The 18340-nt window shown below is 67.2% G+C and carries 15 protein-coding genes; 7 read left to right on the forward strand and 8 right to left on the reverse strand.

What is annotated here, in order from left to right:
- Positions 1-17: 17 nt before the first annotated feature.
- A complete protein-coding gene (gene coaE / locus EYZ64_RS18355; RefSeq protein ID WP_135455445.1) occupies positions 18-1181 on the reverse strand; it encodes a dephospho-CoA kinase in 1164 nt (387 codons plus the stop codon).
- Between the two features lie 75 nt (positions 1182-1256).
- Positions 1257-2696 (reverse strand): 30S ribosomal protein S1, encoded by a 1440-nt coding sequence (rpsA, locus tag EYZ64_RS18360; protein WP_135455447.1) that lies wholly within the window; start codon positions 2694-2696, stop codon positions 1257-1259.
- A gap of 238 nt (positions 2697-2934) precedes the next feature.
- On the opposite strand from rpsA, the gene EYZ64_RS18365 reads away from it, so the two are divergent.
- Positions 2935-4125 (forward strand): PrsW family intramembrane metalloprotease, encoded by a 1191-nt coding sequence (locus tag EYZ64_RS18365; protein WP_135455449.1) that lies wholly within the window; start codon positions 2935-2937, stop codon positions 4123-4125.
- Between the two features lie 66 nt (positions 4126-4191).
- The gene (locus tag EYZ64_RS18370; protein WP_135455451.1) at positions 4192-4827 is read left to right on the forward strand and encodes a LysE family translocator; all 636 of its coding nucleotides are present in this window, start codon (positions 4192-4194) and stop codon (positions 4825-4827) included.
- 27 nt (positions 4828-4854) lie between these two features.
- Here EYZ64_RS18370 and polA read toward each other — a convergent pair whose 3' ends face one another.
- Together polA and EYZ64_RS18380 are read right to left on the reverse strand one after the other, a co-directional pair.
- On the reverse strand, positions 4855-7527 hold the full coding sequence (gene polA / locus EYZ64_RS18375; protein ID WP_210115672.1) for a DNA polymerase I: 2673 nt from the start codon (positions 7525-7527) through the stop codon (positions 4855-4857).
- Positions 7528-7603: 76 nt separating this feature from the next.
- Entirely contained in the window at positions 7604-8491 is an 888-nt protein-coding gene (locus EYZ64_RS18380) for a LysR family transcriptional regulator (protein WP_135455455.1), read from the reverse strand.
- A gap of 70 nt (positions 8492-8561) precedes the next feature.
- On the opposite strand from EYZ64_RS18380, the gene EYZ64_RS18385 reads away from it, so the two are divergent.
- Together EYZ64_RS18385 and EYZ64_RS18390 are read left to right on the forward strand one after the other, a co-directional pair.
- A complete protein-coding gene (locus EYZ64_RS18385) occupies positions 8562-9692 on the forward strand; it encodes an FAD-dependent monooxygenase (protein ID WP_135455457.1) in 1131 nt (376 codons plus the stop codon).
- On the forward strand, positions 9689-10384 hold the full coding sequence (locus EYZ64_RS18390; protein ID WP_135455459.1) for an alpha/beta fold hydrolase: 696 nt from the start codon (positions 9689-9691) through the stop codon (positions 10382-10384). The genes EYZ64_RS18385 and EYZ64_RS18390 overlap by 4 nt, the downstream gene beginning before the upstream one ends.
- On the opposite strand, the gene EYZ64_RS18395 is transcribed toward EYZ64_RS18390, so the two are convergent.
- Together EYZ64_RS18395 and EYZ64_RS18400 are read right to left on the reverse strand one after the other, a co-directional pair.
- Positions 10299-11768, reverse strand: a complete 1470-nt coding sequence (locus EYZ64_RS18395; RefSeq protein ID WP_135455461.1) for an FAD-dependent monooxygenase — start codon at positions 11766-11768, stop codon at positions 10299-10301. The genes EYZ64_RS18390 and EYZ64_RS18395 overlap by 86 nt on opposite strands.
- Positions 11765-12334, reverse strand: a complete 570-nt coding sequence (locus EYZ64_RS18400) for a TetR/AcrR family transcriptional regulator (RefSeq protein ID WP_135455463.1) — start codon at positions 12332-12334, stop codon at positions 11765-11767. Before EYZ64_RS18400 ends, EYZ64_RS18395 begins: the two co-directional genes overlap by 4 nt.
- Positions 12335-12444: 110 nt before the next feature.
- On the opposite strand from EYZ64_RS18400, the gene EYZ64_RS18405 reads away from it, so the two are divergent.
- The 3 genes from EYZ64_RS18405 to EYZ64_RS18415 are packed head-to-tail and all read left to right on the forward strand — an operon-like array spanning position 12445 to position 14320.
- Positions 12445-12882, forward strand: a complete 438-nt coding sequence (locus EYZ64_RS18405) for a Zn-ribbon domain-containing OB-fold protein (protein ID WP_135455465.1) — start codon at positions 12445-12447, stop codon at positions 12880-12882.
- Positions 12879-14081 carry a lipid-transfer protein gene (locus EYZ64_RS18410; RefSeq protein WP_135455467.1) on the forward strand — a complete coding sequence of 401 codons (1203 nt, stop codon included), beginning with the start codon at positions 12879-12881 and terminating at the stop codon, positions 14079-14081. The genes EYZ64_RS18405 and EYZ64_RS18410 overlap by 4 nt, the downstream gene beginning before the upstream one ends.
- Before the next feature lie 11 nt (positions 14082-14092).
- Positions 14093-14320: a DUF167 domain-containing protein gene (locus EYZ64_RS18415; RefSeq protein WP_044524007.1), complete on the forward strand. Its 228-nt coding sequence runs from the start codon at positions 14093-14095 to the stop codon at positions 14318-14320.
- On the opposite strand, the gene EYZ64_RS18420 is transcribed toward EYZ64_RS18415, so the two are convergent.
- A complete protein-coding gene (locus tag EYZ64_RS18420) occupies positions 14298-16307 on the reverse strand; it encodes a DUF7064 domain-containing protein (protein ID WP_135455469.1) in 2010 nt (669 codons plus the stop codon). The two genes, EYZ64_RS18415 and EYZ64_RS18420, sit on opposite strands and share 23 nt — an antisense overlap.
- Positions 16308-16352: 45 nt before the next feature.
- The gene (locus tag EYZ64_RS18425) at positions 16353-18290 is read right to left on the reverse strand and encodes a primary-amine oxidase (protein ID WP_135455471.1); all 1938 of its coding nucleotides are present in this window, start codon (positions 18288-18290) and stop codon (positions 16353-16355) included.
- Positions 18291-18340: the final 50 nt, after the last annotated feature.

An 18340-nucleotide genomic window follows, 5' to 3' on the forward strand; every position in this document is an offset into this window, starting at 1 on the left:
GCGGCGGATTGGCCGCGCTAGGGCCGCCAATCCGTCGCGTCCGCCCACTTCCAGGCGCGGTGGTAGGCATCCAGGAACCACGGCTCTTTGGCCACGGCGTAGTCCGGTGTCGTGAGCGCGGCATGCTTGGCAGCCAGATAGTCGGCCTGCACACCCGGGTTCGCCCGTAGCCAGTCGACAAACATCAGAGCGAACCGCTGGTTGGGCCAACCATCCACCCGGATGTGCACATTGGTGGGTCGGCCCGGATCCGCCGAGGCGTGGAAACGCTTGTGCCACACCGCCGGATCGTCATCGTGCGGGGTGTCGGCGGTGATGTCCGGCACCACCGGATAGCCGGCCGTCAACAGCGCTTCGGCGAGTTCGTCGGCGACCGCGAGGGACTCGACCGTCACCTGCACATCGATGACATCCTTGGCATCCATCCCGGGCACGGCGGTCGAACCGATGTGGTCGATGCGCACCGCGCGGTGTCCGCATGCGGTGTTCAGTCGCGCCACGATCCGGCGGGCCTGGTCCGGCCAGGTCGGGTCGTAGGGCACCACGGCGGGGTGGCGGCGGGCGGGCTGTCGGATCTGCAGGTTGTGCGCGAACGGCAGGATCCGCTCATGCCACAGCGCCCGAGCCTGCTCGACGACTGCACCGGGGTTGCCCGAGTTGTCCAGCCACACATCGGCAACGGCACGGCGCTGCTCCTCGGTGGCCTGTGCGGCGATTCGGGCGCGGGCGTCCTCCTCGGTGAATCCGCGGTACTCGATGAGCCGCTTGACGCGTAGCTCCGGGTCGGCGTTGACCACGATGACCAACGGGAACATCGGCGCCATCTGAGATTCCACCAACAGCGGGATGTCCTCGACGATCACCGCGTCTTCGTGGGCCGCGGCAATGAGCTCCGATCGGCGGTGCGCCACCAGCGGATGCACGATGCCGTTCAAGGTGGCCCGCTTCTCGTCGTCGCTGAAGGCGACGGTGGCCAGAGCAGGACGGTTCAACGCCCCCTCGGGCAGCAGGATCCCATCGCCGAACGCCGCGACCAGCTTGGCCAGTCCCTCGGTTCCCGGCTCGACCACCTCACGTGCGATGACGTCGCCGTCGACGATGATGCCGCCGAGATCGCTGAATGTGGCCGACACTGTTGACTTCCCGGCGCCGATACCGCCGGTTAACCCGATGCGAAGCACGCCCCACAGTCTGTCAGGCCCCCGGAACGACGAACGCCCCGACCCAATGGGCCGGGGCGTTCGTTGTCGTACTTGTTAGGCGTTGCCTGCGAGCTTCTCACGCAGAGCGGCCAGCTGTGCGTCGCTGGCCAGCGTGCCACCGGTGGACTCCTCCGACCGCGAGGACCCGTTGGACACCGGACGGGCAGCTTCCTCGGCCTCGGCCGCGGCGAACTTCTCCATCTGAGTGGTGTGCATCTTGTGCCGGCGCTCGGCCTCGGCGTAGCGAGCCTCCCACTCCTCCCGCTGCTTGTCGAAGCCTTCGAGCCATTCGTTGGTCTCGGCGTCGAAGCCCTCGGGGAAGATGTAGTTGCCCTGATCGTCGTAGCTGTCGGCCATGCCGTACTTCGACGGGTCGAACTCCTCGGTGTAGTCCTCGTTGGCCTGCTTGAGGCTCAGCGAGATCCGGCGACGCTCCAGGTCGATGTCGATGACCTTGACCATCGCGTCGTCGCCGACCTGGACCACCTGGTCCGGGACCTCGACGTGGCGCTCGGACAGCTCCGAGATGTGCACCAGACCCTCGATGCCCTCCTCGACGCGGACGAACGCACCGAACGGCACCAGCTTGGTGACCTTGCCCGGCACGATCTGACCGATCGCGTGAGTGCGGGCGAAGTGACGCCACGGATCTTCCTGAGTCGCCTTGAGCGACAGCGAAACCCGCTCGCGATCCATGTCGACGTCGAGCACCTCGACGGTGACCTCGTCGCCCACCTGAACCACCTCGGACGGGTGATCGATGTGCTTCCAGGACAGCTCGGAGACGTGCACCAGGCCGTCGACACCGCCAAGATCGACGAAGGCGCCGAAGTTGACGATCGACGAGACGACACCCTTGCGGATGGCACCCTTCTGCAGCTGGTTGAGGAACTCGCTGCGGACCTCGGACTGGGTCTGCTCCAGCCAAGCGCGGCGGCTCAGCACCACGTTGTTGCGGTTCTTGTCCAGCTCGATGATCTTGGCCTCGATCTCCTTGCCGATGTACGGCTGCAGATCGCGGACACGACGCATCTCGACCAGCGATGCGGGCAGGAAGCCGCGCAGACCGATGTCGAGGATCAGGCCGCCCTTGACGACCTCGATGACGGTGCCCTTGACGGCCTCGTCCTTCTCCTTGAGCTCCTCGATCGTGCCCCAGGCGCGCTCGTACTGAGCGCGCTTCTTGGACAGGATCAAGCGGCCTTCTTTGTCCTCCTTGGTGAGAACGAGGGCCTCGACCTCATCGCCCACGGAAACGACCTCATTGGGGTCGACGTCGTGCTTGATGGAGAGTTCGCGCGAAGGGATGACACCTTCGGTCTTGTAGCCGATATCGAGCAGAACCTCGTCGCGGTCCACCTTGACGATGGTCCCTTCGACGATGTCGCCATCGTTGAAGTACTTGATGGTCTTGTCGATGGCGGCGAGGAAATCCTCCGCGGAGCCGATGTCGTTGACGGCAACTTGCGGGGACGTGACGGAGGGACTTGGCATGTGGTGGGTTGCTCCGGACAGGTTTACTAGTAGGGACAGTTTTGTAGCATTTATTGCGGTCGTGCTGATCCGTGGCAGTGACCAGACGGTGTCAAGCTGTGCACACAGATACGTAACGAGGGTACTCGACCAGGCACACGCAGGACAAACCGCCCCCGCGGCCCGGGCAGTCGGGCTCACCGGACCGTCGTCCGAATTTGTGCCAGGAATCGAGCCGGCCCGCGGCTACGCTCTGCAGGTGGCGTACTACCCGACCCCCGGACCGACCCATCGCCAGTGGTTTCCGGTCACCGCTCCATTACCCAGGCCGGTCCGCAAGGTCGGCGCCCCGCTGGCCGCGATCATCGCCTGCGGCGTCGTCATCGGTGCGCTGGTACTGCTGTTCACCGCACTCAACCCGGCCGGCGCGATCATCGGGTTCACGCTGTCCAGCCTCGTGATGACCGGCGCGGTGTTCGCCTACCTGTGGCTGGACCGCTGGGAGCCGGAACCACCCCGCCTCCTGCTGCTGGCCTTCGGCTGGGGTGCCGCCGTCGCCGTCGTGTTGTCCCTCGTGCTGAGCCTGTTCACCGATGCCTTGTTGGCACCCGGTGTCGACTCGGCTGAATCGGCGCACAGTTTCGCCTCGGTGGCGATCCGGGCACCGTTCATCGAAGAGGCCGCCAAGGGCCTGTTCCTGCTGATCATGATGACCGGACGCCGCCGCAACGAGCTCAACTCGTTGACCGACTGCCTGGTGTACGCCGGCCTGGTCGGTCTCGGCTTCGCCTGGCTGGAAGACATCATGTACATCTCCAGCGCCGATTCACTGGCGGGATCGCTGCTCACCGCGGCGATGCGCCTCATCATGGCGCCGTTCGCCCACTCGCTGTTCACCACGATGACCGCGATCGGGGTCTACTTCGCACTGCAGCGACGAAGCGCCGGCGCCAAGGCGCTGTGCATCCTGGCCGGCTACCTGGGTGCGGTGTTCATGCACGGGCTGTGGAACGGTTCTTCGCTCGTCGGCGCCGGAACCTACTTCGTCGTGTACGCGGTCTGGATGGTGCCGATCTTCGTCACGATGATCGTGGTGGCCGTCACCAGCCGTCGACGCGAACAGCGCGTGGTGGCCGCCAAACTGCCGGGCATGGTCACCGCCGGATTGATCACCCACAACGAAGCCACCTGGCTCGGGTCGTTGAAGACCCGCCACGGCGCGATCAAGCAGGCCACGCTGGCCGGTGGGCGGCCCGCGGGCAAGGCCGTCGCGGCATTCGCCGCCGCCGTCGTCGAACTTGCCTTCGTCCGCGACCGCATCGACCGCGGCTTCGGCGATGCACAGGTATATGCGCTGCAACAGGAAGAGGTGTACTCCGTGACCGCCGCGCGGTCGGCCGCACCGATCCTGCACTGGCTGGCCAACTACCAGGCGCCCGTCCGCTACTGACCAGCCGGCGTTCCACCGTCGAGCACGCGACGATATCGATTTGCACTGGTCAGCGATACTCCATGCATGCTCGCCCACATTCTCGACGTCCTGCCGGCGTTCTTGATCGCTGCGGTGATTCTCGCCGCGCTGCCCGGACCGGCGACGGTGCTGTTCCTGCACCGCTCGGTGCGGGACGGCCGTACGGCGGGGCTGGCGGCGGTCGTGGGCAACGAGATCGGTATCTGCGGATGGACGCTGGCCGGTGGCGGCGGACTGTCGATGCTGCTGACGGCCAACCGGATGCTGTCACTGGCGCTGCACATCATCGGAGCCGCCGTCCTGGTCTGGCTGGGCATCAGCGCCTGGCGCAGCGCCAAAGGTGCCGGCGACGTCGAAGTGGCGCTGCCACCCCGCGGACGGACCCCCGCAGCGGCGTTTCGCGCGGCACTGGTGTCCATCGCCGCCAACCCAAAGGCGGCGGCCTTCGGCATCGTGGTGCTCCCCCAGTTTCTGCCGACCAGCGGCCCCGTGCTGCCGACATTGCTGGTGCTCGCGGTCATCCAGTTGGTAGTGGACACCACGTGGTGCGTCGGCGTCGTGCTGGCCGCCCATCGCGCACGCGACGTCCTGAATCGCGCCCATATTCGTCGCCGAATCGAACGCGTGATGGGGGCCGCGCTGGTGGCGCTGGGCGTGGGGCTGGGCGCCGACGCCGGCTAGCCGTCGGCTGACCCCTCCGTAGGGCGGCTAGTGTGCCGCGGCGTCCCAGCTCCGGCCGTACCCGACCGACACCTCCAACGGCACGTCCAGCGGATAGGCGTTGCCCATGTGCTCGCGGACCAGGGCCTCCAAGGTCTCGCGCTCGCCATCGGCCACCTCGAACAACAGCTCGTCGTGAACCTGCAGGAGCATCCGCGACTTGAGCCCCGCCTCTTTCATCGCGGCGTCGACGTTGATCATCGCCACCTTGATGATGTCGGCGGCACTGCCCTGAATGGGTGCGTTGAGTGCGGCCCGTTCGGCGGCCTCGCGCACGTTGCGGTTGGTGCTGTCCAGCTCGGGCAGGTAGCGGCGACGGCCCAGCACGGTCGAGGTGAACCCGTCCTTGCGAGCCTGATCGACCACATCACGGAGATAGTCGCGCACCCCGCCGAACCGGTCGAAGTACTGCTCCATCTGCACCTTGGCCTCTTCGGTGGAGATCTTGAGCTGGCTGGCGAGCCCATAGGCGCTCAACCCGTAGGCCAGACCGTATGACATCGCCTTCACCCGCCGGCGCAGCTCCGGGGTCACCTCGTCGATCGGCACCGAGAACGCCCGCGACGCCACGAACGAGTGCAGGTCCTCACCGGTGTTGAACGCCTCGATCAGGCCTTCGTCTCTCGACAGGTGCGCCATGATCCGCATCTCGATCTGGCTGTAGTCGGCGGTCATCAGCTCGGCATACGGCCCGTCCGGCCCGGCCCCGACGACAAACGTGTCGCGGATGCGGCGGCCCGCCTCGGTGCGAATCGGGATGTTCTGCAGGTTCGGTTCGGTCGAGGACAGCCGGCCGGTCGCCGCGATCGTCTGGTTGAAGGTGGTGTGAATCCGCCCGTCGGACGCCACCGCGTTGAGCAAGCCGTCGACGGTGACCTTGAGCCGGGTGGCATCACGGTGTGCCAGCAGATGCTGCAGGAACGGATGCCCGGTCTTGTCGAACAGTGACTGCAGCGCATCGGCGTCGGTGGTGTAACCCGTCTTGGTGCGCTTGGTCTTGGGCATCTCGAGCTCGTCGAACAACACCGCCTGCAACTGCTTGGGCGACCCGAGGTTGATCTGCTTGCCGATCACCGCATAGGCGGCCTCGGCGGCGTCGCGGATCTGGTCGGCGAACTCGCTCTGCAGCTCCTGCAGTTTGTCCAGGTCGACGGCGATGCCGATCGACTCCATCTCGGCCAGCGCCCGCTGCACCGGCAGTTCCATCCGGCCCAGCAGGGACGACGAGTCGATGCGGGCCAGTTCCTCGTCCAGCGCCTCGGCGAGATCCAGCACCGCGCAGGCGCGCAGGATCAGCGTCTGCACCGCTTGCTCATCGACCCCGTCGGAATCGTCCAACAATGAAAGCTGTTGCTGCTCAGCCGCTTCGGCACGCAACTCGCGACGCAGGTAGCGCACCGCCAGGTCGTCGAGCGCGAAACTGCGCTGCCCGGGCCGCACCAGGTAGGCCGCCAGCGCCGTGTCGGAAGTGACCCCGCGCAGCGTCCAGCCCCGCCCGGCCAGATCGTGCATGGCGAGTTTGGCCTCGTGCAGCGCCTTCGGCGGGCCGGGATCACCCAGCCACCGCGCCAGCGCCTCCTCGTCCTCCGGCGTCAGCGTGGCGGTGTCGATGTAGCGCCCGTCGCCGTCGCCCGCCACGATGGCCAGCGCGGTGGCGTCGGCGTCGTAGGCCAGATGCGTGCCGACCACCGCCAGTCCGAACCGGTTGCCCAGACTGTGCTCGGCGAGCCACGCGGCCAGCTCACCGGGCTCCAATGCCCGGCCACGCACGTCGAACCCGTGCTCGACCTCGGGCTCTGAGGCGACCAGCGTCTCGAACAGCCGGTCACGCAGCACGCGGAATTCCAGATCGTCGAACAGCCGGTGGATCTGGTCGCGGTTCCAGGGTTGCATCCGCAACGTGTCCGGCGTCTGGGCCAGCGGTACATCTTTGACCAACTCGGTGAGCTCACGGTTGAGCACCACGCCGGACAGGTTGGCCCGCAGCGAGTCACCCACCTTGCCCTTGACCTTCTCGACGTTGTCGACGAGCTCCTGCAGCGAGCCGTACTCGACGATCCACTTCGTCGCGGTCTTCTCCCCGACCCCCGGAATGCCGGGCAGGTTGTCACTCGGGTCCCCACGCAGGGCCGCGAAATCCGGATACTGCGTCGGCGTCAGCCCATACTTCTCCACCACTGCGTCCGGGGTGAACCGGGTCAGCTCGCTGACCCCCTTGCGCGGGTAGAGCACGGTGACGTTGTCGCTGACCAACTGCAGCGAGTCACGGTCGCCGGTGACCACCAGCACCCGGTAGCCCTCCTGCTCGGCCTGCGTGGCCAGCGTGGCGATGATGTCGTCGGCCTCGAAGCCGGGTTCGGCGAGCGCCGTGATGCCCAGCGCGCCGAGGACCTCTTTGGTGATGTCGATCTGACCGCGGAACTCGTCGGGAGTCGCGGACCGGCCCTCCTTGTACTCCGGGTACTTCTCCTTGCGGAAGGTCTGGCGCGACACGTCGAACGCGGCTGCCACATGGCTGGGCTGCTCATCCCGCAGCAGGTTGATCAACATCGAGGTGAACCCGTAGACCGCGTTGGTGGTCAGCCCGCCCTGCGTCTTGAAGTTCTCGGCGGGCAACGCGTAGAACGCCCGGAAAGCCAACGAATTGCCATCCAGCAGCATCAGTGTGGGTTTGTCATCGGCGGTGGGGTTCGGCGCGTTCTTCGTCTCGGTCTTCGCGGGGCTCACGGCCCTCACTCTATGCGGGGCCACTGACGCGCAGACGGCGACGAGCCATCTCGATCAAGACCCTGGCGGCCGGATTCATCGGTCCCTGCGCACGCCACGCGAACACCAACCGGCCGCGCAGCTCAGGCGTGATTGGCAATGGGTGCAGCGCGGCACGGGTGACAGCCACCGATTCCGGTAACACCGCCACGCCGAGCCCACGTTCGGCGAGTTCAGCCAACGCGTTCGGGGTACTCGCCTCGAACGCGACGCGCGCCGCCACCCCGGCCGCGCGGCAGGCCCGGTCGAACTGGTGGCGGATCCCGGCGCCGCTCGGCAGGGCGATGACCGGATGGTCCGCGAGATCGCGCAGCGTGACGGTGCGTCGTCGACGCCACGGATGGGCATCCGCCACCGCGGCGACGATGCGCTGATCGGTCACCACCTCGGCGGCCAACTCGGCGGGCAGTTCGGCACCCACCGACACGATGACTGCATCGAGGCGTCCCGAATGCAGGCCGTCCAGCAGCGCGTCAGACTCATCGGTGGTCAACGTAATGTCGACCAGTGGGTACGCCGCGTGGAACTGAGCGAGCAGGCCCGCCATGTCGAAGTCGTGGGCCGTCACGGTGCCCACCACCACCGAGCCCCGCACCAACTCGCCGAGTTCGTCGACTGCGGTACGGGCGTCGGCGACGGCGGCCAGCGCTGCCCGGGCGTGGGGCAGCACGGCTTCACCGGCGGCGGTCAGCCGGACCGCACGTCGGCTGCGATCGAACAGTGGCTGACCGAGTTCGCGCTCGAGGTGGCGAATCTGGGCGCTGACGGCGGGTTGCGCAACATGCACCCGCTCGGCCGCGCGGGTGAAGTTGGCTTCCTCGGCCACCGCGACGAAGTATTCGAGCTGGCGCAATTCCATAAGGAATCACAATAGTTTGTGGACTGACTATGTATTGGACTTATGGTTTGGCGCTGACGAGGCTGGAGTCATGTCCACACGACCGATCGTCATCGCCGGCGCCGGCATCGGCGGCCTGACCACCGCACTCACCCTGCACGCCAGAGGTTTTCGCGCCCAGATCCTGGAAAGCGCACACGAACTGCGAGCCCTCGGCGTGGGCATCAACCTGCTGCCGCACGCGGTACGCGAACTGACCGACCTCGGCCTCGGTGAGGCCCTGCTGGCCATCTCGGCCACCCCGGCCGCCATCGATTTCTACCGCTCCGACGGCGCTCTGCTGTTCCGTGAGCCCCGCGGCATCGAAGGCGGATACGGCTACCCGCAGTGCTCGGTGCACCGAGGCCGGCTGCAGATGCTGCTGCTCGAAGCGGTCCGGTCCCGGCTGGGCCCCGACGCGGTGCACACCGGCGCAGCCGTCACCGATTTCGAGGAATCCGACGACCGGGTTCGGGTGGCCACCCGCGTCGGCGAGTTCACCGCCGAGGTGTTCGTCGGCGCCGACGGGGTGCACTCGACGGTGCGCCGGCAATTGCATCCCGGCCCCGACCCGCTGGCCTGGTCGGGGGTTCGGATGTTCCGGGGCGCCAGCGGTATTCGGCCGTTTCTCGACGGCCGCACGATGGCCATCGTCAAAGGGCCCGACGGGGTCGAGCTGGTCACCTACCCGATCGGCGGCGATCAGGTCAACTGGGTACTGCAGGTCACCGAGACGACGCCGGGCCCGCTTCCCGGGGACGCGAACTGGAACGCCCGGGTCGATCCCGCGGCGGTGGCGGCCCGCATGTCCGGCTGGCACCTGGACTGGCTGGACCCGGCCGAACTCGTGGGCCGATCCGAGGCAGTGTTCGAGTATCCGATGGTCGACCGGGAGCCGTTGTCCCACTGGGGCACTCGACGCGTCACGTTGCTGGGCGACGCGGCGCATCCGATGTATCCCGTCGGCGCCAACGGCGGCTCACAGGCCATCCTCGACGCACGCGCCCTCGCCGACGAGCTGGCCGCCGGTCGCGGCGTCGCCGGCTATGAGTCCCGGCGCATCCAGGAGACCACGGCCGTCGTCCACGCCAATCGCACGATGCATGCCGGCGATCCACAGGATCTGGCCCGCGTCACCGCCGACTACCGACGGAACACCCTCGCAGACAGGAGTTCCCGATGACCACCTTCATCCTGATACCGGGTGCGTGCCACGGCGGTTGGTGCTTCGACGACCTCGCCGCCGCGCTGCGCGCCGAAGGCCACCGGGTGTTGACACCGACGCTGACCGGGGTGGCCGAGCGCGCCCACCTGGCCCACACCGGGGTCAACCTGGAAACCCATATCACCGATGTGATCGCGGAAATGCAGGCCCAGCAGGTGACCCATGCGGTTCTCGCCGGACACAGCTACGGCGGCATGGTGATCACCGCCGTCGCGGATCGTATTCCGGAGCAGGTTGATTCGCTGGTGTATCTGGACGCGTTCGTGCCGCGCGACGGCGACTCCTGCTGGACCCTGACCACCGACGAGCAGCGCCGGTGGTACGCCGGCGTCGATGCCACTGGCTACGGACTACCGCCGCTGCCGTTCTTCGACAACCGTGCCACGGCACATCCGCTCGCGTCGCTGATGCAGCCGATCCGGCTCGGCAGCGCACCGCCGGACATCCGTCGGACGTTCGTCTACGCGCAGCGCTGGCCGACCGAATCGCCCTTCACGCCGACCTACGAGCGGCTGCGGGCCGACCCGGCGTGGACTACACATTCGCTCCACGGGGCACACAACCTCATGCGCGACAACCACAGTGATCTCGTCCGCATCCTGCTCGAAGCAGCTCGCATCCCCCAGCCTGGCCGAGTTGATCGCGGATGACTTCAGGCCGGGTGCTGATCGCCGCGATGTAGCCATCGGGCCGAACCAGGACGTAGGAGCCGACGGGTACGTCGTAGTCGGGGTTGGGCCCAACACTCACCTGCGGAATCCCGAAATCGACCGGCTCGGTGCCGAATTGCACCACGGTCCAGTGCGGGCCGCGGAAGACGTCGAACAGTCTGCGGCCGTCCGGCAGCAGACCGTCAGGCGCCCGGTCGCCGGCCCGCAACGCACCGGTCGGATCAGTGTCGACCGCGAGCGGGCCTCCCCGGTAGTTGATGTCCAACTGGTGGATGGCCGCCGGCGCAGGCCCGGTTGCACCGAAACCCTGGCGGTGCAACAGACCACTGAGGTGCAGCACCTCGGCGGCGACGGGCAGGCGCTCCGCCTCATAGCTGTCCAACAGGGCGTCGGGCGCTCCGGCCGATACGGCGGCCAGTTTCCAGCCGAGGTTATAGGCATCCTGTACCCCGGTGTTGACGCCCTGTCCCCCGGCCGGCGAATGCACATGGGCGGCATCTCCGGCCAGGAACACCCGCCCCATCCGGAAGCGTTGGGCCATAAGCAGATTCACCCGGTACAGCGAGATCCACCGCAGATCCGAGAGTGTCACGTCCCGGCGGCCCGACCTGTGCTGCAGCACTTCCTGCATGCCGTCGAGGGTCAGCACGGGAATCTCCACGCCGGGCGCAATCGTCACCACCAGTTGGTAATGCTCACTGCCCGGCAGGTTCCACAGCGAGAACCGCGTGGACAGGTCGCCGTCCCGGGTCAGCAGGTGACAGCACCGGCCATCGAGGCCGCGGGCCCGCACGTCACCCACGATGATCTGTTCCTCGGTGAGGGCACCGCCGAGGAAGTCGACCCCGGACGCCTTGCGGACGGTGCTGCGGCCGCCGTCGGCGCCGACCAGGTAGTCGGCGTCGATCGATCCTCTCCGCGTATGCACCGTGACACCGTCATCGACCTGCGTGAAACCCGTTACCTCGGTGTCGAACTCGATGGTCCCGCCGAGTTCGGCGAAACGCGCCGCCAGGATCTGATCCGTGCGCCACTGCGGAATCAGCCAGGTGTACGGGTACGGCACCGCCGGCGTGGGTTCCAACTCGGGCAGTCCGAGCAGGTCGTAGATCGGTCTCTCCCACACCACATCCGCGCCGCGGTACAGCCGCATCGGCGGAAAGGGCTCACCGGCGGCCAGCACGGCACCGATCACGCCGAGGTCGTCGAAGACCTCCAACGTGCGCGGCTGCAGCCCTTTGCCGCGGGAACCGGGGAACAACATCGCGGCCTTGTCCAGCACCCGGCAGGGCACGCCACGCCGGGCCAGTTCGATGGCCAGGGTCAGTCCGGTCGGCCCGGCGCCTGCGATCACGACCGTCATTTCCGGGGACCTCCGAGCAGAACCAGCAGCACATCATCGATCAGCCGCGCACTGAACGCCGTGTCGACCGGCAGGTCGAGGTGGACCTGGCGGAGGATCATCGCCTCGGCCACATCGTGGATGAGCTCGACATCGGCGTCGGCGGCAATCTCGCCCCGGGCGATGGCCCGTTGCAGCGCATCGTGGAACGGCGAGAGCTCCTCATTGTCGAGGTGTTCGCGGATGGCCTCGGCCAGCTGATCGTCGTGCCGCATGAGCGTCGCGAGTTCCGCGGTGACCCGGGTCAGCGGGTCGGCCACGTTCGCCGCGACGGCGTCCATCACCGCGAACAGATCACTGCGCGTCTCCCCGGTATCGGGTACGGACGCATTGCGTGCGGCATCCGCGGCGTCCAAGGTCGCGCGGACCAGCTGGGCCTTGTTCGGCCACCGGCGGTAGATCGTCGCCTTGCTGGCGCCGGCCCGCGCGGCCACGGCATCGATCGTCAATGCCTGGTATCCCCGTTCCACCAGTAACTCGGCCGTCGCGGCCAACACGGCCCGCTCACGCTCCATACCTCGAACCATGGTCCGAAGAGTACGAAACCGTTTCGTACTCTTCAACCCATTATCTTGGTCCGCGGGACAAAACTGCAACACGTTTCAGTTCTGCGGTCTTGATCGTTTAGGCTGGCCGCGTGCCAGCAGCATCTTCGCAACCCGCGATCGACGGGTGGTTCGCCACCGACGACGCCGGTGCCACCCACCTGATCGGCGGCAAGTGCACCCAGTGCGCCACGTACGTCTTCCCGCCGCGCGAGAACAACTGCCCCAACCCGGCCTGCGACAGCGACACCCTTGACCTGGTTCCGCTGTCCCGCCGCGGGAAGGTGTGGAGCTACACCGAGAACCGGTACCTCCCACCGTCGCCGTACCCCAAGACCGACCCGTTCGAGCCGTTCGCGATCGCCGCGGTGGAACTGGCCGAAGAAGGCCTGATCGTGCTCGGCAAGGTCGTCGAAGGCACCCTCGCCGCCGATCTCAAGGTCGGTATGGAGATGGAGCTGACCACCATGACGCTCTACACCGACGACGAGGGCGTCGAGCGCACCACCCACGCCTGGAGGATCGCATGAGCACTCCCGAACCGCTGTACATCCTCGGCGCGGGCATGCACCCGTGGGGCAAGTGGGGACGCGACTTCACCGAGTACGGCGTTGTCGCCGCCCGCGCGGCCCTGGCCGAAGCCGGCCTGAACGCGCAGCAGATCCAGTTCATCGCCGGCGCCGACACCATCCGCAACGGCTACCCGGGCTTCATCGCCGGGTCGACCTTCGCCCAGAAACTGGGCTGGAACGGTGTGCCGGTCTCGTCGAGCTACGCGGCCTGCGCATCGGGTTCACAGGCGCTGCAGAGCGCCCGCGCCCAGATCCTGGCCGGCTTCTGCGATGTCGCGCTGGTGATCGGCGCAGACACCACGCCCAAGGGTGCATTCGCGCCCGTCGGCGGCGAGCGCAAGAACGATCCGGACTGGCAGCGATTCCACCTGCTCGGCGCGATGAACCCGGTGTACTTCGCACTGCTGGCCCGCCGCCGGATGGACCTCTACGGTGCCACCGCCGAGGACTTCGCCCAGGTGAAGGTGAAGAACTCCCGGCACGGCCTGCAGAACCCGAATGCCCGCTACCACAAGGAATCCTCGATCGAGGACGTGCTGGCCAGCCCGGTGGTGTCCGACCCGCTGCGCCAGCTCGACATCTGCGCCACCTCCGACGGTGCGGCCGCGCTGATCGTGGCCAGCAAGTCGTTCGCCGAGAAGCACCTGGGCTCGCTGGAGGGTGTGCCGTCGGTGCGCGCGATCTCCACCGTGACGCCGCGCTACCCGCAGCACCTGCCCGAATTGCCGGACATCGCAACGGATTCCACCGCCGTGGTGCCCGCACCGGAGCGCGTGTTCAAGGATCAGATCCTCGACGCGGCGTACGCCGAGGCCGGCATCGGCCCCGAGGACGTCAGCCTGGCCGAGGTGTACGACCTGTCCACCGCACTGGAACTCGACTGGTACGAGCACCTGGGCCTGTGCGCCAAGGGTGAAGGTGAGCAGCTGCTGCGTTCCGGTGCGACGACCATCGGCGGCCGTGTCCCGGTGAACGCGTCCGGCGGTCTGGCCTGCTTCGGCGAGGCCATCCCGGCCCAGGCCATCGCGCAGGTCTGCGAGTTGACCTGGCAGCTCAAGGGTCAGGCCACCGGCCGTCAGGTCGAGGGCGCAAAGGTCGGCGTGACCGCGAACCAGGGCCTGTTCGGCCACGGCTCCTCGGTGATCGTCGCGCGGTAGAAAATGACGGTGTGAGCGAAACCGTCGTCGTCCGCGTCAAGCCCGGCAGCCGCAAGGGCCCGCTGGTCGAGGTCGCTGACGACGGCGCGCTCACCATCTACGTTCAGGAACGCGCCGTCGACGGCAAGGCCAACGACGCCGTCACCAAATTGCTTGCCCAGCATCTGGGTGTGCCGCGCAGCCGCGTGGAGTTGATCTCCGGGGCGACTGCGCGGCTCAAGCGTTTTCGGGTGAGCTGACGTTGCGGTTCCACTCCAGCCACCCGATACCGGTGCGCCCATCGGTGGTGCGTACCTTCGCCCAGGCGCGCGGGAACTGGCTGACCCGTCCGTCCGCGGCCACCAGCAACACCGGCGCATGGCCCTGGATGTCGATGCTCGCCTCGATGTCACCCGGTTGCAGGGTCAGCGTCGTCGACACCGGCAGATCGTCGTCGCCGAGCGTGTATTGCGCTGTCACCGACTGCAATTCGACGAGCGGTTCGCCCGCGCGCTGCGAATAGCCGATACCGATCGGCGGCATCCCGGGGATCCGGATGTCCACGCCGTGCAGATGGGTGCCGTCGTCGAGATGGATCGCACTCCACACCCAGTTCATCGACCACCAGTCCCGCACACCCCACGAGTGGTCGCGCTGGCCCGCGACGGCCTTGATCTCGAAGGTCTGCTCACCGACGCTCACGGTGCCCGAGACGGTGCACGGAATCTCGTAGCGGGGCGTGATCCGGTACTGGTACGGCGTTCCCACCGTGGTCCAGGTCAGGTCCATGGTCACCGGAACCGGCCGGCCCGCCTCACCGCGCAGCAGCGCGGCGGGATCATCATGGGCCTGCCCGGTACCCGAAGCGGTCACCCGGTAGGTCTTGAGCGGCTCGCCCGGCTGCAGGCTCAGCTCGACGCCCTCACCCGTGATCAAGGCCGGTTCGGCCGGTGCCGCGTGAAAGTCGTTGAGCGCCACGGTCGGCATCCCCGGACCGCAGAACAGCACATTGACCCACGCGGTGTCCTGATTGGGTATCAGCCCCAGGCGGATCCAGCCACCGAAACCCGCGTCGGCGTCGGCGAAGTCGAGATACCAGCTCTCGTTCCACAGTTCTTCGCCCGTGGGGGTATGCGGGTACTCGTCCTCGACAGCAGGTACCAGCGGCTCCGGGATCGCCAGTGGCGCAAGGATATCCAGCGCCTGGGTGTCCAGCACATGGCTGCAGTGCCGGTCGAGCATCGTCATGAACATCGCATCGCCACGGTCGGTACGTTCCACCAGCATCGAGGAGATGATCGCCATCATCACGCCGAAGAAGCTCTGCCGGCGCACACCGTCGCGCACCTGATCGAGCGTCAACGCCGAGTCCGGCCCGAGGGCCTCGTGATAGGCCGCCAGCAGCCCGTCGTAGTGCGCACGGCGCTGCTCGACGGGCAGGGCGCAGCCGATGAAGTAAGCGACGTCGGTGAACGCCGGTCCCCTGGTGACGGTCTGCCAGTCGACCACGGTCAGGTCCCGGTCGGCACCGGAGTCCCCGAACAGCATGTTGTCGAGTCGATAGTCGCCATGCACCAGACCCATCGGCCTCTCGGGCGCGCCCTCGTCGGCCAGGTAGGCATCGAAACTCTCGACGAGCCGTTCACAGACGTGCCGCTGTTCCTGCGTGATCACGCCCGCGTAGCGGTCGACGAACGCCGCGTACAGGCCGGCGATCAACCCCTGGTTGACCGGTGCCTCACGGTTGAGCCATTCGGCTCGGTCGAGCGCATCGGCGCCGGGCTTCGACCCGTGAATGCGACCCAACTCGGTGAGCGCCACCGCGGCCTGTTCGGCTGTCGCGCCGCGGATCTCGTCCCCCACTACCGCGGGCACGGCATCGCCGAGCAACAGGTCGAAAGCACCGGTCTGCACATCGATCGCGGCGTGATAGCACGGCGCGACCGGCCCGGGCGCCAGGGCGGGAGCGATGTCGGTGTAGAACCGCACCTCGCGCTCGTAGAGTCCCAGCGCCAGCCCGGTCTGGCGGCTGTTCGGATCGGTGGCGGCCACCTTCAACACGACCGACGCCGGCCCGTCCGCCTCCCCGGTGTAGCTCAGCGCGACGCGATAACACTCGCTCATCTGGCCGGTTCCGATCCGCTCGAAACTGAATCCGCTGACCGGCCCGGCGCCCAGGGCGGCGGTCAGCCAGTCGCAGGTCAGGTCTTCAGGGCGGTCGAGTACGGCTGTCCCAGTCGGTTGCACACAGGCAACCTAGCAGTGTTCCGCGTCACATATGACAGGTGTCAACTAATGGTGTGCCGCCGTGGCATGACCGTGCGCGCAGGAGTCCGGCGGGGTGGGCGGCACGTCCAGGGCCGGGTTGCGGTCGAAGAAGCCGAACGGCTTGAGCCAGAACGACACCACGTCCACGGGCATCACCGGCCAGTCCTCCGGGCGGGTGATGTGGTGGATACCGAACACGTACCAGAGCACCACGTCGGTGTTGTCGATCGACCGGTCGGCCTTGGTCCACTCCCCCAACCCGGAGTCGGCCGCCGACTGGTTGACGAACTCCCCCGCCGGCCAGCGTTCGTCGGGCCGGTTCGGGGTCACCCACAGCGTGTGGGCGATGACATTTGCGCGTTGCAGCACCGGCGACGACGGGTCGAACATCGCCGGGATCGCCCCGGTGGGCACCAGCTTGTAGGACGGGTGAGCGCCGAGGCCGTTGACGACGTTGGTGTTGACCACCTTCCAGGTCCGCTGGGTGGCGAAGCTGACGTCCTGCTTGCCCTCCTGCTCGGTGCGCAGTGCCTGATTGCGCACCACCAGCGACAGCCCGTACGGATTGTCGGGACCGATCGGTTCGGCGTACGACTCCGTCATGTAGACCGTGTTGTCGGTGCCGTCGACGTCCAGGTCCAACCGGGCGATCAGGAAGTGCTGATGGAACGGCGCATAGGTGCGCTCGTCGACCAGCGTGCCGTTGGGATGCGGCCGCCCCGCCGGAACCGGTGTGGTGACCATGATCCCGGTGGCGCGGACCTCACACTCGATGTTGCCGTCCTGGTACAGCCGCCAGTACACCAGATACTCATAGTTCGCGACGGTGACGTGGAATGACAGTGTCAGCCTGCGCATCCGGCGCACCTCGGCGCCGGCATCGTGGTCGACGTGCTTCCACAGCACGGCATTGTCTTCCTCGTGGATGCAGATCGCATTGGTGATGGTGTACGGCTCGCCGGTGCTGTCGTGCAGAACCGCGTCCAGATAACGGATCTCACCGAGACAGTCGCAGCCGAGCTCCAGCGACGTGGTCATGAACCCCAGACCCCACTCGCCGATGTCGAACGCGGTCCGCCGGTAGTGATCGACCGAGGAGTCCCGATACGGCACCACCATCTCGGCGAACGACATCCGATGGGCCACCGAACGATTCACCTCGCCGTCGCGGTACCGCACGGTGTGCAGCGTCATCCCCTCGCGGTGGTTGAAGCCGACCCGCAACGACCAGTTCTGCCAGCGCAGCAGGTTGCCGTCCAAGGTGAACGACGGACCATCGGGCTGGGTGATGTTCAGCGGCTTGAGCGGCTCCCGGCGCGAGGCCGCGCGAATCCGTTCGGGGATGTGGTGCGGTACGTATTCGCCCATCACGTCGGGCTTTTCGGAGCTGCCGTCATCCTCGACGCGCAGCACCTCCATGGTGTTGATGTCGATCACGCAGTGCAGACCGCTGACCGGGTGGGCATAGGGATTGGCGCCCGGGGCATCCTTGTACCAGGTGTCCGACCAGCCGATCCGACGGTCGCGGTACTCGGGCGGCGCGACCGCGTCACCGTAGGTCCAGGTGTCCATGAACACGTTGTCCAGATCGGTGATACCGCGTTTGGCGAGTGCGGCGATCACGTCGGGATGCCTGCGCAGCACCTCATCGCACTCGATGAACTCGTCGACGGTGAAGTTGGCCTGGACTCCCGGCACATGGTCGAAGTTCTCGACCCGGTCGTCGGTAAGCGACACCACGCCCTTGTAGGTGGCGTTCGCCGATCGGTCCAGGCAGATGACAGCCGCGCGGCGGCCCGGTGCCGCGCCGCCGCCGTCGAATGCCGCCAGTTCGGCCTTGGACGGTTCGACGAGTTCCACCGAGGCGACCCGCCAGCCCTCCCCGACCCCGTGCTCACGCCGCAATATCGCTGCCACCGCGCGAAACTCGTCGGCGGACAGCGGATCCAAGGGATAGTCCACACCAAATACGCAACCACACCGGAGGATTCCGTGCAGCAAATCGCCCAGAG

The sequence above is a fragment of the Mycobacterium sp. DL99 genome (assembly GCF_004762045.1).
Taxonomy (GTDB): Bacteria; Actinomycetota; Actinomycetes; order Mycobacteriales; family Mycobacteriaceae; genus Mycobacterium.

Excerpts from the sequence above, each read along its gene's own strand:
- EYZ64_RS18400 (WP_135455463.1), bottom strand. The coding sequence starts at position 12,334 with ATGGTTCGAGGTATGGAGCGTGAGCGGGCCGTGTTGGCCGCGACGGCC.
- EYZ64_RS18395 (WP_135455461.1), bottom strand. The coding sequence starts at position 11,768 with ATGACGGTCGTGATCGCAGGCGCCGGGCCGACCGGACTGACCCTGGCC.
- EYZ64_RS18380 (WP_135455455.1), bottom strand. The coding sequence starts at position 8,491 with ATGGAATTGCGCCAGCTCGAATACTTCGTCGCGGTGGCCGAGGAAGCC.
- EYZ64_RS18385 (WP_135455457.1), top strand. The coding sequence starts at position 8,562 with ATGTCCACACGACCGATCGTCATCGCCGGCGCCGGCATCGGCGGCCTG.
- EYZ64_RS18370 (WP_135455451.1), top strand. The coding sequence starts at position 4,192 with ATGCTCGCCCACATTCTCGACGTCCTGCCGGCGTTCTTGATCGCTGCG.
- rpsA (WP_135455447.1), bottom strand. The coding sequence starts at position 2,696 with ATGCCAAGTCCCTCCGTCACGTCCCCGCAAGTTGCCGTCAACGACATC.
- polA (WP_210115672.1), bottom strand. The coding sequence starts at position 7,527 with ATGCTGCTGGATGGCAATTCGTTGGCTTTCCGGGCGTTCTACGCGTTG.
- EYZ64_RS18390 (WP_135455459.1), top strand. The coding sequence starts at position 9,689 with ATGACCACCTTCATCCTGATACCGGGTGCGTGCCACGGCGGTTGGTGC.
- EYZ64_RS18410 (WP_135455467.1), top strand. The coding sequence starts at position 12,879 with ATGAGCACTCCCGAACCGCTGTACATCCTCGGCGCGGGCATGCACCCG.